The organism is Mangrovibacterium sp., assembly GCF_059905295.1.
Genome location: NZ_JBZQJF010000123.1, coordinates 1 through 16,526, shown reverse-complemented (window position 1 = coordinate 16,526; position 16,526 = coordinate 1). Strand labels below are relative to the sequence as shown.

The window sequence follows — 16,526 nt, the reverse complement described above, 5'->3', positions numbered from 1 at the left end:
TAAAGCCCGTATTAAAGAAGTAACCGGGTTGACGGCCTCGGCCGGGGTGTCGTACTGTAAGTTTTTGGCGAAGGTGGCTTCGGACGTGAATAAGCCTGATGGCCTGTTTGTGATAACACCGGATAAGGCCGAAGCTTTCCTGGAGAAGCTGGAGATTGACAAATTCTTTGGTATTGGCCGGAAGACAGCTGAGAAACTGAATAAGCAAGGTATTTACACAGGGGCCGATCTGAAAAAGTTGGAGCAGGCTGATCTGATTCGTCAGTTTGGGAAAGCCGGTGCCTATTATTATAAGATTGTTCGGGGAGAAGATGACCGGCCGGTGGTCTCATCGCGCGAACGAAAGTCGTTGGGGGCTGAGAACACCTTTTCGGAAGATTACACCGAGCTGGATGATCTTCGGGAACAGCTGGCAAAAATAGAAGATGAAGTTTGGAGACGTTTGCAGCGGTCGCAAACCTTTGGCCGCACACTAACCTTGAAAATCAAGTTTGCCGATTTTGAACAGATTACCCGTAGTCGAACACAGCTGGACCTGTTTCGTACCAAAGAAGCTATTCATGCTGTAGCAGATGAGCTACTGGCTAACGAGGCACCCTATGGAAAGGGAATCCGTTTGCTGGGACTTACCTTATCGAACTTCCCGCACGAAGAAACAGGGCCGGTGCAATTGACAATCGAGTTCTAGCGATTAGATTGAAGGATTGATGGAACTCGAAACTCAAAACTTTGAACTTGCCCTAACTGGCCACATCGATGGCTACCGACTTAAACAAGCACCATACCGGGTAGCCAATGCCAATGTCCATCCGTTTCAAGGATTCAGCCGTAACTTCAACGAGGAGCGGAAAGCCAACATTGACGATGCAGATGCGCACATTGCCGCGTTTGATGATGTCCTGAATAACTCCTTCCAGCTGGTTCTGAATGGTTATATAGGGTAATCGGCGTGACGATAAAGCAATATCATCACTGGAAATGAAAATCTTGATTTGATCACCCTTGCTGTAAGTCAGGCGGCTTTTCTCACATACAACCTTAATCCAGTTTTCTTTTCCGCCATAACTGAGCGTGGTGATTCCTTTTTCCTCATCGACTAAGGCAACGGTCATGTTTACAGCGTTAATCAGGCTGTGACTGCTAAACGAAGGCTGAAGTTCCGGTTGTCGCAGCAAAACATGGTAGTCGTCGTGACCGATAACCCGACCTTCTTTCATCAGGCATAAGCGGTTGGTTAGTTTCAGCAGGTCGGTAATATCGTGGCTAACCACTAATATCGGAACATTGATGGTTTGCTGAATCTTCAGAATGAATGGCAAAATCTGTTGCCGTAAAGTTGCATCTAAGGCTGAAAAAGGTTCGTCGAGCAGCAATAGCTCAGGAGAGGAGAGGAGTGCTCTGCCAATCGCGGTTCGTTGCCGTTCGCCACCCGAAATTTTAGCTGGTCTGCTTTTCAGAATGTGGCCTAGTTTTAACAGTTCCACAACTTTATTGAACATCCCGTTGTCGTCTGCTTTTTTCATACCATAGCGCAGGTTTTTTTCAACGGTCAGGTGCGGGAAGAGTCGTCCTTCCTGGAACACATATCCAATACGGCGCTGCTCCACGGGGACATTAATTTTTTCATCGACGCCGAACACCTTCTTGCCACTAATGGAGATGAATCCTTTTTCGGGCTTGGCCAAACCACAGATGGCGTTTAAAAGCGATGTTTTTCCTGAGCCACTGGGACCAAAGAGTCCGGTAATACCCATGCCAAATGTTTCCTTGACAACAACATCAAAATTGTCGCGCTTCAATTGAATATCAACCTGGATCATGAGCGTTTCATTTTACGGATGTATAATTCGGATAGAGTCATGGCTACAAGTGAAATCAGCACCGAAATCAGGACCAGTCGGAGTGTTTCTATTTCCTTGCCCGGCACCTGCATATAGGCAAAAACAGCCAGTGGAAGTGTTTGTGTTTCACCGGCAATGTTTCCTGCAAAGGTGATGGTAGCACCAAATTCCCCCAACGAACGGGCAAAAGCCAGAATCGTTCCCGATACAATTCCCGGAGCAGCCAGTGGCACTGTTATCCGGAAAAAGGTTTTCAACCGGCCTACTCCTAAAATGCGCGAGGCATCTTCCAGGCCCGGATCAACCATTTCGATTGCTGTTCGGATGGAGCGGACAATAAGCGGGAAGGAAACAAACACGGAGGCGATAACAGCAGCTTCGAAGGTAAATGCCAGCTTGATACCGAAAGCAGCATAGAGCCATTTCCCGATAAAGCCACGGGTGCCTAATACCAGCAGTAACAAGTAACCGGTTGTAACAGGAGGCATGACCAATGGCAGGTGAAGGATACTCTCCACGATTGATTTGCCTGCAAACTGTCTGCGTGCCAGTAAGTAGCCAAATAAAAGGGCAAAGGGAAGCGATATAATGGAAGAATAAACCGCTACACCAACCGATAGTTTAATGGCTTCGAGTTCGGAAGCTGTGAAACTGAAAATACTCATTCGATAGCTATTTGATGATTAATATAGGATTAATCGTGCTTGTTGGAGGAATTTATAACTTAAAAAAGCAAAACGTAAAATTAGTATTAAGCCTGCGATTAGTGGCTTAGACTAATCTTACGTTTTTGTTGATATGTAGAACTTTTGTTATGGAAGAAAAATAGCTTTCTTACTTTTTGAAACCGTATTTAGCCCAAATCGCTGCACTTGCCTCTGATTGAATGTATTCGTAAAAGGCTTTGGCGGTTGCATTTTCTTTTAGCATGCAAGCCACATAAACGATCGGTTTGTGCGATCTGTCGGGGAAGGTACCAACGATTTTCACTTTGCTTGATTCTTCAGCATCGGTACGGTAAACAATTCCCAGGGGTGCTTCGCCCAATTCAACCACCATTAGTGCCGAACGAACATCCTTGGCCGGCAGATAACGGTCGGCTAATTTGTCGTACCATCCGTAATAAGTAAGAGCTTGCTTGGCGTATTTGCCGGCCGGGACATGCGTTGGATCTCCAATTGATAAGCGACCTTCTTTTAACAGGGGCATTATATCCAGGGTGCTGTCAACGGTAAACGGTTCGATCTCGCTTCCCTTTGGTGCGACAAATACCAGGTCGTTTTGTGCAATCTTTGCCTTAAATGGTTGTTGAATAAAACCCAGGCTATCGACATAGTCAGCCCACTTTTTACTGGCCGAGATGTAAACTTCGGGTGTTCCGCCTTGCTCAATTTGTCGGGCCAAAGTTCCGCTTGAGGCCATATTGGTGATTACCTTGGCGTTGTTGGTAACTTCAAACGAGTCAATAAGCTCGCTCAAAACATTGGTGAGACTGGCAGCCGCAAATACTGTTATTTCGGCCGGTGATTTACTTGCTGCTTTCTTTGAGCTACTGCTGCAGGATGTAAGCACGATCGTTGCAATAATCAGGCTGAATGCAACAGATTGGCTTATGAATTTTGTTTTCATATGGGCGTGAATTTTGAGTTTTTGTATTCGAATAATCAATTTATAACCTCACTTGTAATGCCATTCCCAAATAGTCGCCTACATTGGACGAGGTTGATCCTTTTTGGTTCACATAGTGAAGGGAAAGCTTTAACTTATCTTTGTTAAGATACCAGTTTACCCCAACATCAAATGATTTGTCATCGCCAATATACTTATAAAGTGTTTTTTCTCCTTTACCTTTATAGCTGTCGTAGGTGAAAGTAGGTTCAACAAATGTTCCTTTGACCGGGATATTGTAACCGCAGCGAACAAACCATTCTGTTCCGTCGAAATCATCATATCCACTTGCTTCACGTTTCATCTTGTAATATTCGCCTTCTACTTTTAAGCCTCCGGTAGTCGCAGAAATATCAGCACCGTAAGCATTCGATTTGTTGAATGCCGTTCCATCGCCATTATCGACTTTGCCAATTGTTGCTCCTCCCAACCCGATGGTTACTCCGTTACGGGCATTCCAGTGGTTTCCGGAATGTCTGATTTTATAGGTTTTTTGTTCCGGATCACCGAAGGAGAACATCACGCGGCCCGTCAACAGAGGATTGGCATGCTCGGGTCCATTGAAAGCAGCAGGGGAGAAAGCACCTACCTGGTAGTTAATCCCGAATCCGTCGAAGTTCTTCAACCCTCCAAAACCGAATCCACTTTCAATGCCGTTTCCTCTTCCAGTCATGAAGTTTCTTAGATACCAGTCGGATCTGGTCTTATCGAACGATGATACCGACCACGGACTGGCCATGTAGTCGAGCGAAATGGCAGCCCAGTAATATCCGGCTTGAAGATGAAGCAAGTCATCCTTGGATAGTTTGGCTGAGATGAAAGCCTTCCAAATACTAAATCCGTTGTATGAACCTTTTGTTGAAGCGTAGGGATCTTCCCCCAATCGGTCGAGGTTAAATTCAATCTGATAGCTGAGCCAGCTGTAGGGTGAACCTTTGGCTCCAAAGCGTAAACGACGGAATGAAGCGTCTGATCTGTTGGCATATTTCACGCCATTTTTTTCTTCGTTCATTGAGTAGGTGAACCAACTTTCAACACCAACAATTGGGCTAAAGGCTTTATCTTTTTGAAATTGGGCGAAGCTGAAGGTTTTATTTTGGGAATCTTGAGCACTCGATGTCAAAGGGGTGTTAATTGACAGCAAGGCTAAGACAGCTCCTAGTATATTTCTAACTGATCTTTTCATGCTAAATAATTTTGGTTTTTTGTTTCGATATCTATCCTGTGAATAACGAAAGGTAAAAAAATAGATAAGATCCTATCTGGTACACAACAGCTGCCGGCCATGCTGTTGGTACCTGTTGAAAATCTACCTATCTTATTCCAAATCATATTCATTGTTCTCTTTGGTGAATAACGGTTTTCAAATAAAAAGCCAACCTGGTTGACTCAATTGTTTTAAAATTTACATAGCCATAAAGACTCCTCGAGCTCGTTTTTAAATTCAGCATGTTTTACGGCCAGAGCTTCAAATTCTTTAATTACGCCCTCTCCGTATTTGGTGACAATTGTTCCACCTCCGTTTGATCCTCCTCGCTGCTTCATGATAACGGGAAGAGGAGAAAGCTCATTCATCGATTTGATATAGTGCCATGCCTGCTGGTATGACATTTTCAATTGTTTTGAAGCCGAATTTATCGATCCTGTATCTTTTACGAGCTTCAATAAGGCTATCCGTCTGCTATCTAAAAAACACTCGCCGTTCTTATAAATTTCAAGCGAGCCAGTAACATAAAATCGTCTTGCCATGGTTTCCAGTTTTATAAAAATGATGCCAAAAGTATTAGTTATCTTTTAATCAGTTGTTTAGTATTCGAGTGAAAAACGGTTCCTACATTTATGTCGGAAGAACTGATTTGCTTTTTACAAAAATGTTCGGTTCCGTTACTTGTTTAATTCGCCTTTTCGATCCTTGTTTTGCCCAAAATACAAAATAAGTCCCCCTGTTTTGATGGGTTGTATTGATTTTTTCTTCCAGAACTTAATTGTTGGTCCCTTTCTTGTGTCTCGTGGGTGATAAAATCGTCTGGTGATACGTTCATCCTACAATTTTGTAGTTTATCAATTCGATGTATGTGTTAATGCGTTGAAAATCAATGTTTGCTTTATTTTGGACGAGCTTTTGCTCCTTATATTATAAAAGAAGAACTTATGGCAAAAATTGTATTTTTCGAGAAAACAGGCTGTATCAATAATACCAAGCAAAAGAAGATTTTAGCTTTGGCAGGTCACGAAGTTGATGCAGTAAATCTCCTTCATCATGATTGGACAAAAGATGAGTTATTATCTTTCTTTGATGAGCTAGAGGTGAAGGATTGGTTTAATAAGAATGCTCCTGCTGTAGCGAAAGGCGAAATAAGTCTGGATGGTTTTAATCGGGAAACAGCGTTGGAAGCACTATTGAAGGATCCTATTTTGATTCGGCGGCCTCTGATGGTCATTGGAGATCAGCGTTTGGTTGGTTTTGATCCGGAGAAACTGGATGCTTTAATTGGTATAAAGGAAGTCCAAAATGCCGAAGCACAATCTTTGTTAGCACAAAACCTAAGTGTCTGTGCGCAGAAAGATAATGGATATAAGTGTGATTAAACTGAAGTTTATATAAAAACACAATGGGAGTTACTCATGATGAATAGCTCCCATTCACTTCCACAGCATTAAGCTGTTTTGGTGTCAGGCTACTGTTATTACGGCTGGCATAGAGCTTAACCTAAGTCTTACTCCCGTGCCCTAATCTTTCGGGTTAACCTTTTTAGGGGAAAACCTTCCGGATGTTTGTTCGGCTTCGAAACAAAGCCTTCGCAAACGAAGTCCTCACAGAATTTAACGAGTGTGGCGTCTTACGATACCGTGCATTGCTCTAATGCAGTGTCCGGAATTTCTTCCTACTGCAACTTCTTTTAATAATTACCTTTAGAAGTCTCTGCTTGGTCAAAACTTTTATTGAACGCTTGGCGATCAGCTTGATTAATTACTCCTTGAATTTCTTCTTGTTTCATTAAACTTCGGCTCTTCAGACGGCAAGTTCATCTTCTTGTTCGAATCGATTCCGGCTTAACTAAAAGCTTTCTTCTCATCCTCATCTTTCGGAGCGGCCATTTATCGCTTACCTGATGTTTTAAGTGTACGGGAGGGTGGGTGAAAAAGATCTGTTTTTGTCATAGAAAAAAATGAACAGTTAGTACACAACAGAATTTAACAATTGTTGATAAGTTCTGTGTTCCGCTAATGTCGCGGTTTTAATGCATTTTTCATCTGTGTTTTATTCGATTTATTAACAACTTAACAAGGTTGATTTTCTTCGAAATATTTCAATTGCCGACAAAAAAAGGTCATCTACATTCGTAAATGACCTTCAATTTTATGCTGAAATTTATTTATTCAGGTTTTGCAGCTTGTTCTTTAAACCAATCGAGTGGGTAAGACGCAGGACGCTCAATAGGTAATCCATACAGGCGATCCATGATTAGTGAAGCTAAGACGCCCATTGCTCTGGATACCCCGAATAATACTGTGTAAAAAGCATGTTCCTTTATACCGTAGTGGTATAACAGAGAGCCGGAGTAAGCGTCCACATTTGGCCATGGGTTACTGATTTTACCAACAGATCCCAAAATCGGTGGAACAACTTCGTAAAGTGTATTGACGATATTTACCAGTTTGTCGTTTTTGATGTATTTGTCAGCAAATTCTTTTTGAGCTGAAAAACGAGGATCTGTGACCCGGAGGACTGCATGTCCGTAACCTGGAACAACTCGTCCTGCCTGAAGGGTACGTTGCACATATCCTTCAATTTGTTCTTTGGTTGGCTCTTCGGTGTTCAAATCTTCTAACATCTCAAAGATCCAGTTAATGACATCCTGATTGGCATAACCATGTAAAGGCCCTGCCAGACCCAACATGCCAGCACCAAGCGCATAATAGGGATTACTCAAGGCCGAACCGACCAGGTGAGTTGTGTGTGCCGATACGTTACCACCTTCGTGGTCTGCATGGATCACCATGTAAAGTCGCATCAACCGCTTTACTTCGTCTGAGTCATGCCCCATCATGTGAGCCAGGTTACCAGCCCAGTCTAAACGAGGATCCGGCTCGATATGTTTTTCTTTATAATAGCACCTTCTGTAAATATAAGCTGCGATACGAGGCAAACGAGCGATGAGATTCATTACGTCGTCGTACATAAAGTCCCAATAGTACTTTTTGTGAATGCCGGACCGATATGCTTTTTGGAAAACAGATTCAGTGGCCATAGATACGATGGCAGTACTGAATTGTGTCATTGGCTTTGATGTCTTGGGTAATGCGTCAATAACATCAAATACATGTTGAGGTACATGTGCACGCGTTGCCCAATCTTTCGAAATGTTGATAACATCTTCCTCCTCGGGAATTTCACCAATTAGCATCAGGTAGAAAAGACCTTCTGGTAGTGGTTCTCCCTCCGGGTTTAGCCGAGGTAATCTTTTTCTCAATTCAGGGATTGAAAAACCTCTGAACCGGATCCCCTCATTGGCATCCAGTTTGGAAGTATCAGTAATTAAAGCCGGAATTCCTTTCATTCCGGTCAGAACCTGGTTAAAAGTTATTTCAGTCAGAACCTTATCTCCGTGTTCTTTTCTTAACTTTTGGTACTCCGAAATGCACTTGTTGGTTTTCTCATAAAACCTATTCTTTATGTATTCCATGATTTAATTAATTTAAATGATTTGATAGTTTTAATGTATGTTTCTGATTACCTCCTCACTAAACTCAGTGGTGGAAAGTAAGGTAGCACCTTCCATCATTGCGTGCAGATCCGAAGTAACACGGCGTTTGGCAAAAGCGTGTTCCATGGCGTCAAGCACATGCTCTGAAGCTTCAGTCCAGCCCATATATTCCAACATCATGACTCCGGACAGGAGTAGGGAACTAGGATTTGCTTTTCCTGTTCCGGCGATATTGGGAGCTGTTCCGTGTGTGGCTTCAAATATGGCATAGCCATTATCGTAGTTGATGTTGGCGCCCGGAGAAATTCCGATACCGCCAACCATCGCTGCTAGTTGGTCAGAAACATAATCCCCATTTAAATTCAGTGTTGCAATTACTGAATGATCAAAAGGATGCAATAGACTCTCCTGTAAAAAGGCATCAGTAATCACGTCTTTAACAATCACTTTACCAGCTCCCTGAGCCTGCTCTAATACCTTTTTGGCGTCCAGTTGTCCTTTTTCTTTTTCTATCTGTTGATATTGACGCCAGGTAAATGTTTGGTCGCCAAATTCACTTTCTGCTAAATCGTAACCGTAGTTCTTAAATGCACCTTCAGTAAATTTCATGATATTTCCCTTATGCACTAAAGTAACTGACGGTAATTTGCGGTCGATTGCATATTGAATGGCGGCGCGAATCAAACGTTCGGAGCCATCTTTTGAAACCGGCTTTACACCAAATGAAGAAGATTCTGGGAACCTGATTTGGGTTTTAATACCCATCTCGTCCTGTAAAAATTTCAGAAACTTTTGTGTCTTTTCTTCACCAGCCATAAACTCGATACCAGCGTAGATATCTTCCGTGTTTTCGCGGAAAATGTGCATATCCACCATCGATGGGTAGCGAACAGGAGAGGGAACCCCTTTAAACCACCGTACGGGACGCAGACATACATATAAGTCAAGCGTTTGACGAAGGGCAACATTTAATGAACGAATTCCACCTCCTACCGGAGTTTCCAATGGACCTTTTATACCAATCAGGTATTTTTTGAACGCTTCCATGGTTTCTTCAGGTAGATAGGAGCCGGTTTGTTCAAATGCTTTCTTGCCGGCTAATACTTCTTTCCATTCAATCTTTTTTTGGCCTCCATAGGCTTTTTCAACCGCTGCGTCAATCACTTTATGACTGGGTACAGAAATATCCTTCCCAATACCATCACCTTCGATAAACGGAATGATCGGATTGTCGGGAACGATAAGTTTGCCGTCCTTTCTGGTAATAACTTCTCCCATACTAATTTGCCGCAAGTTTTTGTTGTAAGTTTTGATCAATTGCACTCAAAAATTCCTCAGTTGTCAGGTAATGTTCTGTTTTAAGGTCTTTTGCGTGAATTATCAAGGCCAGGTCTTTGGTCATTTTGCCGCTTTCAACGGTTTCAATACAAACCTCTTCAATACTTTTTGCAAAATTGATCAGCTCTTGGTTTTCATCCAGTTTTCCCCGGAAGGCCAACCCTCTGGTCCATGCGAAAATTGAAGCAATCGGGTTTGTAGAAGTTGGATTACCTTGCTGGTGCTGACGATAGTGGCGGGTAACTGTTCCGTGCGCTGCTTCAGCTTCCATGGTTTTCCCATCGGGAGTAACCAAGGTTGATGTCATTAACCCAAGTGAGCCAAAACCTTGTGCTACGGTGTCAGACTGAACATCACCATCATAGTTTTTGCAAGCCCATACAAAGCCACCTTCCCATTTCATGGCAGCAGCTACCATATCGTCGATCAAACGATGCTCGTAAGTGATTCCGGCAGCTTCAAATTTAGCTTTGAATTCTTCATCGAATACTTGTTGGAACAAGTCCTTGAAGCGTCCGTCGTATTTTTTTAAGATGGTGTTTTTAGTGGACATGTACAAAGGCCAGCCTTTATCCAAGGCCTGATTCATACAAGCACGGGCAAAACCAATGATTGAAGCATCGGTATTGTACATAGCCATGGCTACGCCGTCTCCCTGGAAGTCATAAACCTCATAACTTTGTTCTTTCCCTCCGTCTTCCGGTGTAAAAGTAATCGTCAGTTTTCCTTTTCCTTTTGTAACAAAGTCAGTTGCCCGGTACTGGTCGCCAAATGCATGACGGCCGATACAGATTGGTTTTTTCCAGCCTGGGACCAATCTAGGAATATTGCTAATAATGATAGGTTCGCGGAAAACAGTTCCATCCAGAATATTACGAATGGTTCCGTTTGGCGATTTCCACATCTTTTTCAAACCAAATTCGTCCACGCGAGCTTCGTCCGGCGTGATTGTTGCACATTTAACACCTACGCCATATTTTTTGATAGCATTAGCAGCGTCAACAGTCACTTGATCGTCGGTAGCATCACGATTTTCCATGCCTAAATCGTAATATTTAATATCAAGATCGAGGTAAGGAAAGATGAGTTTTTCTTTGATAAATGACCAAATAACCCGTGTCATTTCGTCTCCGTCCAGTTCCACGACTGGATTGATAACTTTAATTTTGCTCATTTTCGGGTGCGTTTATTCAATTAGGTAATTTCGTTATTTATTTTGTTTTGCAATTAGGTTTAGTGCAGAACCAGCTTTAAACCAATCGATTTGTTGTTCATTGTAAGTATGATTTACAACGATAGCGTCTTTTGAACCATCAGCGTGAACAACTTCAATTTTTAATGGTTTGCCCGGAGCAAAGTCAACTAAATCCAGGAAGTTGAACGTGTCATCTTCTTTTATTTTTGCATAGTCTGCTTCGTTTGCAAAAGTCAGGGCTAACATACCTTGTTTCTTCAGGTTTGTTTCGTGGATACGAGCGAATGATTTTACAAGAACAGCTCTAACTCCCAGGTGACGGGGTTCCATGGCCGCATGCTCACGAGATGATCCCTCTCCGTAATTGTGGTCTCCAACAACGATGGTTGAAATACCGGCTGCTTTGTAGGCCCGTTGTACGTTCGGTACTTCGTCGTATTCGCCATTCAGCTGGCTTTTTACTTTATTCGTTTCGCCATTGAAAGCATTTACTGCACCAATCAACATGTTATTCGAAATGTTGTCGAGGTGACCACGGAAACGTAACCAAGGTCCAGCCATCGAAATGTGGTCAGTTGTACATTTACCTTCCGCTTTAATTAAGAGCTTGGCACCTGTTAGGTTTTTGCCATCCCAAGCAGGGAAAGCATATAGTAACTGCAGACGTTTTGAATCGTCAGCCACTGCTACTTTTACACCGGAACCGTCTTTAGCGGGAGCCTGGTAGCCGGCATCCTCTACTGCAAATCCATTTTTGGGTAATTCAACACCTGTAGGAGGGTCAAGTTTAACTTGTTCTCCACTTTCGTTTGTCAGCGTGTCGGTGAGCGGATTGAATGTCAGGTCTCCGGCAATGGCCAGGGCTGTTACCAATTCCGGTGAACCTACAAAAGCATATGTATTGGGATTCCCATCGGCACGTTTTGAAAAGTTCCGGTTGAAAGAATGAACGATTGTATTCTTTTCACCTTTGTCAGCACCCGGGCGGTTCCATTGTCCAATACAAGGACCACACGCGTTTGCAAATACACTGGCACCAATTTTATCAAAAATACCGATAAAGCCGTCTCTGTCGATTGTGTAACGAACTTGTTCCGAACCAGGAGTGATTGTAAACTGAGCTTTTGTCTTCAGTTTCTTATCAACAGCTTGCTGTGCTAGTGAGGCAGCACGTGAAATATCTTCGTAGGAAGAGTTTGTACATGAGCCAATTAAACCAACTTCAACTTTGGTTGGCCAACCGTTTGCTTTGGCTTCCTCGGCCATTTTTGAGATTGGAGTCGCACGGTCAGGCGTAAATGGTCCGTTCAGGTGAGGCTCTAATTCATCCAAATTGATTTCAATCAGTTGATCGAAATATTTTTCAGGTTCAGCATAAACTTCCTGGTCGGCTGTCAGGTGTTCTTTAATGGTATTTGCCAAGTCAGCTACTTCGGCACGCTCAGTTGCACGCAGGTAGCGTTCCATTGATTCGTCGTAACCGAAAGTTGAAGTTGTTGCTCCAATTTCAGCTCCCATATTACAAATTGTACCTTTACCAGTAGCAGAAAGGGATTTGGCACCTTCTCCGAAATATTCAACAATACATCCGGTCCCACCTTTAACGGTTAGTAAACCGGCTACTTTTAAAATAATATCTTTAGGAGCGGTCCAGCCACTCAATTTTCCTGTCAATTTTACACCGATTAGTTTGGGAAATTTCAACTCCCAAGCCATTCCTGCCATTACGTCAACAGCATCGGCACCACCAACACCAATTGCGATCATACCTAAACCACCAGCGTTTACAGTGTGCGAGTCTGTTCCGATCATCATACCACCCGGGAAGGCATAATTCTCGAGAACAACCTGGTGGATAATTCCGGCTCCCGGTTTCCAAAAGCCAATTCCATATTTATTTGATACTGATTCAAGAAAATCGTAAACCTCTTTATTCGACTCAATGGCAAATTTCAGGTCAGTTCTGCCACTTACACTTGCCTGAATCAGGTGGTCGCAGTGAACGGTTGAAGGTACTGCTGTTTGTGGTTTTCCTGCATTCATAAACTGCAACAAAGCCATTTGCGCAGTTGCATCCTGCATCGCAACACGGTCGGGTGCAAAATCAACATAATCTGCTCCGCGTTGGAAGTTTTTTACTTTTTGAGGCTCATATAAGTGAGCGTACAAAATCTTTTCAGCAAGGGTCAGTGGTTTTTTTAAAACTTCTCTGGCCAATTCTATACGGGGGCCAAAATTCCCGTAGGTTTTTTTGATTAAATCAAGATCAAACATATGAATGGTTTTTAAATCGATTAATTGCGGTGATAAAATTCAACTCTCTAAACAAAATCGGACCTTAAAGGTTCTTTCCGAGAGCATTAATATATCAAAAAAAAGATGATTTTTTTCATATTTCGCATTTTGTATATTGTTCTTTTTCTATTTTAATATTTGAAAATGAGAAGAATGGGCGTCTGTTTTTTTTGAACAAAATAAATTCTGGTCAAAAGTTTATAATTCCTCTCAGGTGAACCTAATTGCGTAATGTTGCCGGTTGGATTAGGTCAAAGATACCCACTCGCTTTTGTCAGAGCTCAGCTTAATGGCGTCGATGACAGCCATGTTTGCAATGGCATCGGTCAGCGGAGTAGGAACCGGCAGATTTTCGATAATTGCTTTGGCGAAAGCATCTGCTTGCAAAGAATACTGGTCAACAGCATCGAAATAAATGTCCTCATTTCCACTTGTTGTACACACTGTAATTTTGGCCTTTTCAGTTGGTGGCGCATTCACCGGAATTTCGACAACAATTTGCCCCTGTTCGCCTACAATATGCACTCGCTGAAATGGCGTGAGCTGGGTCGAACAGGTGAAGGTTGCTGACTTCCCTTCGGCAAATTTTAAAATCCCCGATGTTAAGCGATCTGTTCCCATTACCGGGTCTTTATCCATATTCCCAACAACAGCCTTTGGCTCTTCTTCAAAAATAAAACGGGGAAACGAGATGCAGTAACAACCGATATCCATGAGTGCTCCTCCGCCAACCTCCGGTTTGTTTCGGATATTATTCGGATCGACATTATAATAAGAGAAAAAAGCCTGTATCGTTTTTACCGTACCAATGGTGCCGGCTGAAATCAATTCCTTTGTTTTCAGCCATTGCGGATGGAAACGATACATAAAAGCTTCCATGACTTTCAGGTTCGGAAAGTGCTGACTTTCATCCTTAAGTCGGATGGCTTCGCCTTGGTCCAGGCCAATCGGCTTTTCACATAATACGTGTTTGCCTGCTTGTAAGGCTTTCAATGTCCATTCAACATGTAAATGATTGGGTAGGGGATTGTAAATGGCATCGATTTCCGGATCGGCTAAAAGCTCTTCGTAGGACGAGTAAGCTTTTTCAATGTTTAGCTGCCCGGCGATTTGTCTGGCATGATCTAAGTTTCTGGAACTAATTGCTGTTACCTTCCCCAAACGGGAGTTTTGCATAGCCGGAATTACTTTTTGTACTCCGATTTTTGCAGTGCTCAAAATTCCCCATCTAATCATTTTGTCTGGCTTCTGGTTAATTGATGATTTTTTAGTAAGACTAAAGATAGAAAAAACCAGATAGGTTTATATCACCAGAAGTAAAATAGCGATAGCAGAGGGGAAAGGAATGCTAAAATTTAACGTATCTTATTTTCTGAAGAATGAAAAGTGGACACTTCCATAATTTCTTACTTCTGAAAAGCCCGGGATATCGGAGAAATCGTAACTTTTGGAGTGTTCTAGAATGAAAAGCCCTCCGCTTTTTAAAAGATCACCGTTCAGAACCAGGCCGGGAACTTCGGCAAATTGTTTATGATCGTAGGGTGGATCAGCAAAAATAAGGTCGAAGCTTTGATCGGTTTTAGCGCAATACTGGAAGGCGTTTGCCTTAATCGCTTTAATACTTTTTTCCCCCAGCTTTGCGATCACTTCTTTGATAAACCGATGATGTTGAAAGTTTACTTCAACGGAAGTAATATCGGTACAGCCCCGCGAGGCAAACTCAAAAGAAATACTCCCGGTACCGGAGAAAAGGTCCAGTACTTTGATTGATTCAAAATCGACCTGGTTTTGCAGGATATTGAATAAGCTTTCTTTGGCCATATCCGTTGTGGGGCGGGCTTTGAAACTTTTCCCCGGGTGAAATAATCGTCCTTTGTATTCTCCTCCAACTATTCTCATGCAAGGCTATTAAATAAATTGATAAATCGGGCGTCGGGTAATTTTTCGATCAGGTAGCTGAAATGAATACTTTTGGGATTCTCTGCAATTTCAACCTGTTGAAAATATTGTTTCAAACGGTGATAGATTGTTTCGTGTTTATTCACAATACCGTCTAGAATGATTTTGTCCGGTTCAATCGCCAGGTTTTTAACAGTCCCCAGAATGTAATAAAGCATGTCTTGTTCACCATCGTGGAAGAAACAATTGTAGAATTTCAGTCCGTCCTGGTCTACCACAGTCAGCACGATGTGCTTTTTGTAGATTGTGATTTTCAAGACACTTTCGCTTTGGTTGCCTTTGGGATAAGCTACAGAAAGGTTGCTGACCAGATCTGCATGTGGATGTTTTTCCTTCAGAAATTCAAGAATTACCTCTGGTATTTCGAAAATGGCATTGTAGCGGGCATCCGGAATCGGGGAGCTTTGGGCACATTTCTTTTCAGAAGCTTGAAATGTCGTCTGAAGATAATCAGCGATGTTTTCTTTCCGGTAATAATCAACAGGAACTAAAGTGGTTCGATTGGGTGCAACGATAATAATCCGGGTTTTCTTGAAGGGAAGCTCCAGTAAATCTGATTCCTCGTAGATGGCTTTAATTCGCTTCAGAAGGAATTCAGGTTCAGCATCAAAAAGCTCCTGATGGTAAAGATAGATGACCTTGTTTTGAATTTGGTCGAGTATAGAAAAAGAAAATCCATCCAGACTAAGCTGGATGGATAACTTATATTCTAATGTGAAATTAATGTCGAATGTTTCGTCAATAAGCGAAATTCGTTGCATACTACTGCATCATTATTCCCAGTTACCTGCGTTGTTATTCGCTTCAGTCAACGAACCAACTTTCAAACCAGGGTATTTCTCATTTGTACGTGCTTGATCATTCAGGTTGATAACCAATTGACGATCTAAGCCTTTCAAGATTGTGTTGTTGTGCACTTTAGCTTCGAAAATTGGAACCTGAATACCAGAACCTGTTGTGATGATTGTTGCTCCTAAGTAGAATTGTGCTGCTGTGTCTTTTACAGGCACTTCTTTCAGAGTCTCCGGATCAAAACTTTTTCCGAATAAGGTATCTTGTACGTTAACAAATAGGGTGTCACGAATGATTTTACCTTTTTTGATGGCAGTTTCTTCAGTCCAACCTGCAGCAACCATACTGTCGGTAAGCATACCAATTTTTCTTACTAATGGAAGTTTTCCGGTTTTTACAAAGCCAATTAAAGTATCCCAACTTCCGGTAAATTCACCATGAACATCTTTGTACGCCAGCTCTGCCTTTCTAATGTCTTTCAGTCGTTCAACGACTTTTTCATATCTCGCTTTCTTTGCTTTTTGGAACTCAATAGGTCTTTGAACGCTATTGAAGATCAAATACCCAAGCAGGATGGCTATAGCTATTAGTACAATCTGAATTGCTGTCTTCATCTTTGAATATTTAAGATTAGTTTTTGTTTGCATGCAAATTTATAAAAAAAATTAAATTACAATTCGACCATTACTTTTAAATTCGTCGTGATGTTAAAAAAACACATAGAAGCTC

15 protein-coding genes are annotated in these 16,526 nt (G+C 42.2%); 2 read left to right on the top strand and 13 right to left on the bottom strand.

The window, feature by feature from the left end; all coding sequences use genetic code 11:
- Positions 1-688, top strand: a 688-nt coding sequence (locus tag AC37HE_RS06595) for a DinB/UmuC family translesion DNA polymerase (protein WP_500782007.1), incomplete at its 5' end; no start/stop codon positions are given.
- 52 nt (positions 689-740) lie between these two features.
- Here the strand turns inward: AC37HE_RS06595 and modC are convergent.
- From modC to AC37HE_RS06570, 5 genes are all read right to left on the bottom strand, one after another.
- Positions 741-1,820: a molybdenum ABC transporter ATP-binding protein gene (modC, locus tag AC37HE_RS06590; RefSeq protein WP_500782006.1), complete on the bottom strand. Its 1,080-nt coding sequence runs from the start codon at positions 1,818-1,820 to the stop codon at positions 741-743.
- Positions 1,817-2,506 (bottom strand): molybdate ABC transporter permease subunit, encoded by a 690-nt coding sequence (modB, locus tag AC37HE_RS06585; protein ID WP_500782005.1) that lies wholly within the window; start codon positions 2,504-2,506, stop codon positions 1,817-1,819. The genes modC and modB overlap by 4 nt, the downstream gene beginning before the upstream one ends.
- A 169-nt stretch (positions 2,507-2,675) precedes the next feature.
- Positions 2,676-3,470: a molybdate ABC transporter substrate-binding protein gene (modA, locus tag AC37HE_RS06580; protein WP_500782004.1), complete on the bottom strand. Its 795-nt coding sequence runs from the start codon at positions 3,468-3,470 to the stop codon at positions 2,676-2,678.
- A gap of 40 nt (positions 3,471-3,510) precedes the next feature.
- Entirely contained in the window at positions 3,511-4,695 is a 1,185-nt protein-coding gene (locus tag AC37HE_RS06575) for a porin (protein WP_500782003.1), read from the bottom strand.
- Between the two features lie 212 nt (positions 4,696-4,907).
- The gene (locus AC37HE_RS06570) at positions 4,908-5,258 is read right to left on the bottom strand and encodes a winged helix-turn-helix domain-containing protein (protein WP_500782002.1); all 351 of its coding nucleotides are present in this window, start codon (positions 5,256-5,258) and stop codon (positions 4,908-4,910) included.
- Positions 5,259-5,609: 351 nt separating this feature from the next.
- Here AC37HE_RS06570 and AC37HE_RS06565 point away from each other — a divergent pair, with 351 nt between their 5' ends.
- Entirely contained in the window at positions 5,610-6,098 is a 489-nt protein-coding gene (locus AC37HE_RS06565) for an ArsC/Spx/MgsR family protein (protein WP_500782001.1), read from the top strand.
- A gap of 788 nt (positions 6,099-6,886) precedes the next feature.
- Here AC37HE_RS06565 and AC37HE_RS06560 read toward each other — a convergent pair.
- The 8 genes from AC37HE_RS06560 to AC37HE_RS06525 form a co-directional block, all read right to left on the bottom strand.
- Entirely contained in the window at positions 6,887-8,197 is a 1,311-nt protein-coding gene (locus AC37HE_RS06560; protein ID WP_500782000.1) for a citrate (Si)-synthase, read from the bottom strand.
- 30 nt (positions 8,198-8,227) lie between these two features.
- Complete coding sequence (icd, locus tag AC37HE_RS06555; RefSeq protein ID WP_500781999.1) at positions 8,228-9,496, bottom strand: NADP-dependent isocitrate dehydrogenase; 1,269 nt, start codon at positions 9,494-9,496, stop codon at positions 8,228-8,230.
- Position 9,497: 1 nt separating this feature from the next.
- A complete protein-coding gene (locus AC37HE_RS06550) occupies positions 9,498-10,730 on the bottom strand; it encodes an isocitrate dehydrogenase (NADP(+)) (protein ID WP_500781998.1) in 1,233 nt (410 codons plus the stop codon).
- A 33-nt stretch (positions 10,731-10,763) separates the two neighbouring features.
- Entirely contained in the window at positions 10,764-13,025 is a 2,262-nt protein-coding gene (locus AC37HE_RS06545) for an aconitate hydratase (protein WP_500781997.1), read from the bottom strand.
- Positions 13,026-13,292: 267 nt separating this feature from the next.
- Positions 13,293-14,282: a Gfo/Idh/MocA family protein gene (locus AC37HE_RS06540; protein WP_500781996.1), complete on the bottom strand. Its 990-nt coding sequence runs from the start codon at positions 14,280-14,282 to the stop codon at positions 13,293-13,295.
- A gap of 129 nt (positions 14,283-14,411) precedes the next feature.
- Positions 14,412-14,945 (bottom strand): RsmD family RNA methyltransferase, encoded by a 534-nt coding sequence (locus AC37HE_RS06535; protein WP_500781995.1) that lies wholly within the window; start codon positions 14,943-14,945, stop codon positions 14,412-14,414.
- Positions 14,942-15,766, bottom strand: coding sequence for a DUF3822 family protein (locus AC37HE_RS06530; RefSeq protein WP_500781994.1), 825 nt, complete (start codon positions 15,764-15,766; stop codon positions 14,942-14,944). Before AC37HE_RS06530 ends, AC37HE_RS06535 begins: the two co-directional genes overlap by 4 nt.
- A gap of 12 nt (positions 15,767-15,778) precedes the next feature.
- Positions 15,779-16,411: a hypothetical protein gene (locus AC37HE_RS06525; RefSeq protein ID WP_500781993.1), complete on the bottom strand. Its 633-nt coding sequence runs from the start codon at positions 16,409-16,411 to the stop codon at positions 15,779-15,781.
- Between the last annotated feature and the right edge of the window lie 115 nt (positions 16,412-16,526).

Bases quoted from the DNA above. Each gene is read 5' to 3' on its own strand.
- modC (WP_500782006.1), bottom strand. From the start codon at position 1,820: ATGATCCAGGTTGATATTCAATTGAAGCGCGACAATTTTGATGTTGTT.
- modB (WP_500782005.1), bottom strand. From the start codon at position 2,506: ATGAGTATTTTCAGTTTCACAGCTTCCGAACTCGAAGCCATTAAACTA.
- modA (WP_500782004.1), bottom strand. From the start codon at position 3,470: ATGAAAACAAAATTCATAAGCCAATCTGTTGCATTCAGCCTGATTATT.
- AC37HE_RS06575 (WP_500782003.1), bottom strand. From the start codon at position 4,695: ATGAAAAGATCAGTTAGAAATATACTAGGAGCTGTCTTAGCCTTGCTG.
- AC37HE_RS06570 (WP_500782002.1), bottom strand. From the start codon at position 5,258: ATGGCAAGACGATTTTATGTTACTGGCTCGCTTGAAATTTATAAGAAC.
- AC37HE_RS06560 (WP_500782000.1), bottom strand. From the start codon at position 8,197: ATGGAATACATAAAGAATAGGTTTTATGAGAAAACCAACAAGTGCATT.
- icd (WP_500781999.1), bottom strand. From the start codon at position 9,496: ATGGGAGAAGTTATTACCAGAAAGGACGGCAAACTTATCGTTCCCGAC.
- AC37HE_RS06550 (WP_500781998.1), bottom strand. From the start codon at position 10,730: ATGAGCAAAATTAAAGTTATCAATCCAGTCGTGGAACTGGACGGAGAC.
- AC37HE_RS06545 (WP_500781997.1), bottom strand. From the start codon at position 13,025: ATGTTTGATCTTGATTTAATCAAAAAAACCTACGGGAATTTTGGCCCC.
- AC37HE_RS06540 (WP_500781996.1), bottom strand. From the start codon at position 14,282: ATGATTAGATGGGGAATTTTGAGCACTGCAAAAATCGGAGTACAAAAA.
- AC37HE_RS06535 (WP_500781995.1), bottom strand. From the start codon at position 14,945: ATGAGAATAGTTGGAGGAGAATACAAAGGACGATTATTTCACCCGGGG.
- AC37HE_RS06530 (WP_500781994.1), bottom strand. From the start codon at position 15,766: ATGCAACGAATTTCGCTTATTGACGAAACATTCGACATTAATTTCACA.
- AC37HE_RS06525 (WP_500781993.1), bottom strand. From the start codon at position 16,411: ATGAAGACAGCAATTCAGATTGTACTAATAGCTATAGCCATCCTGCTT.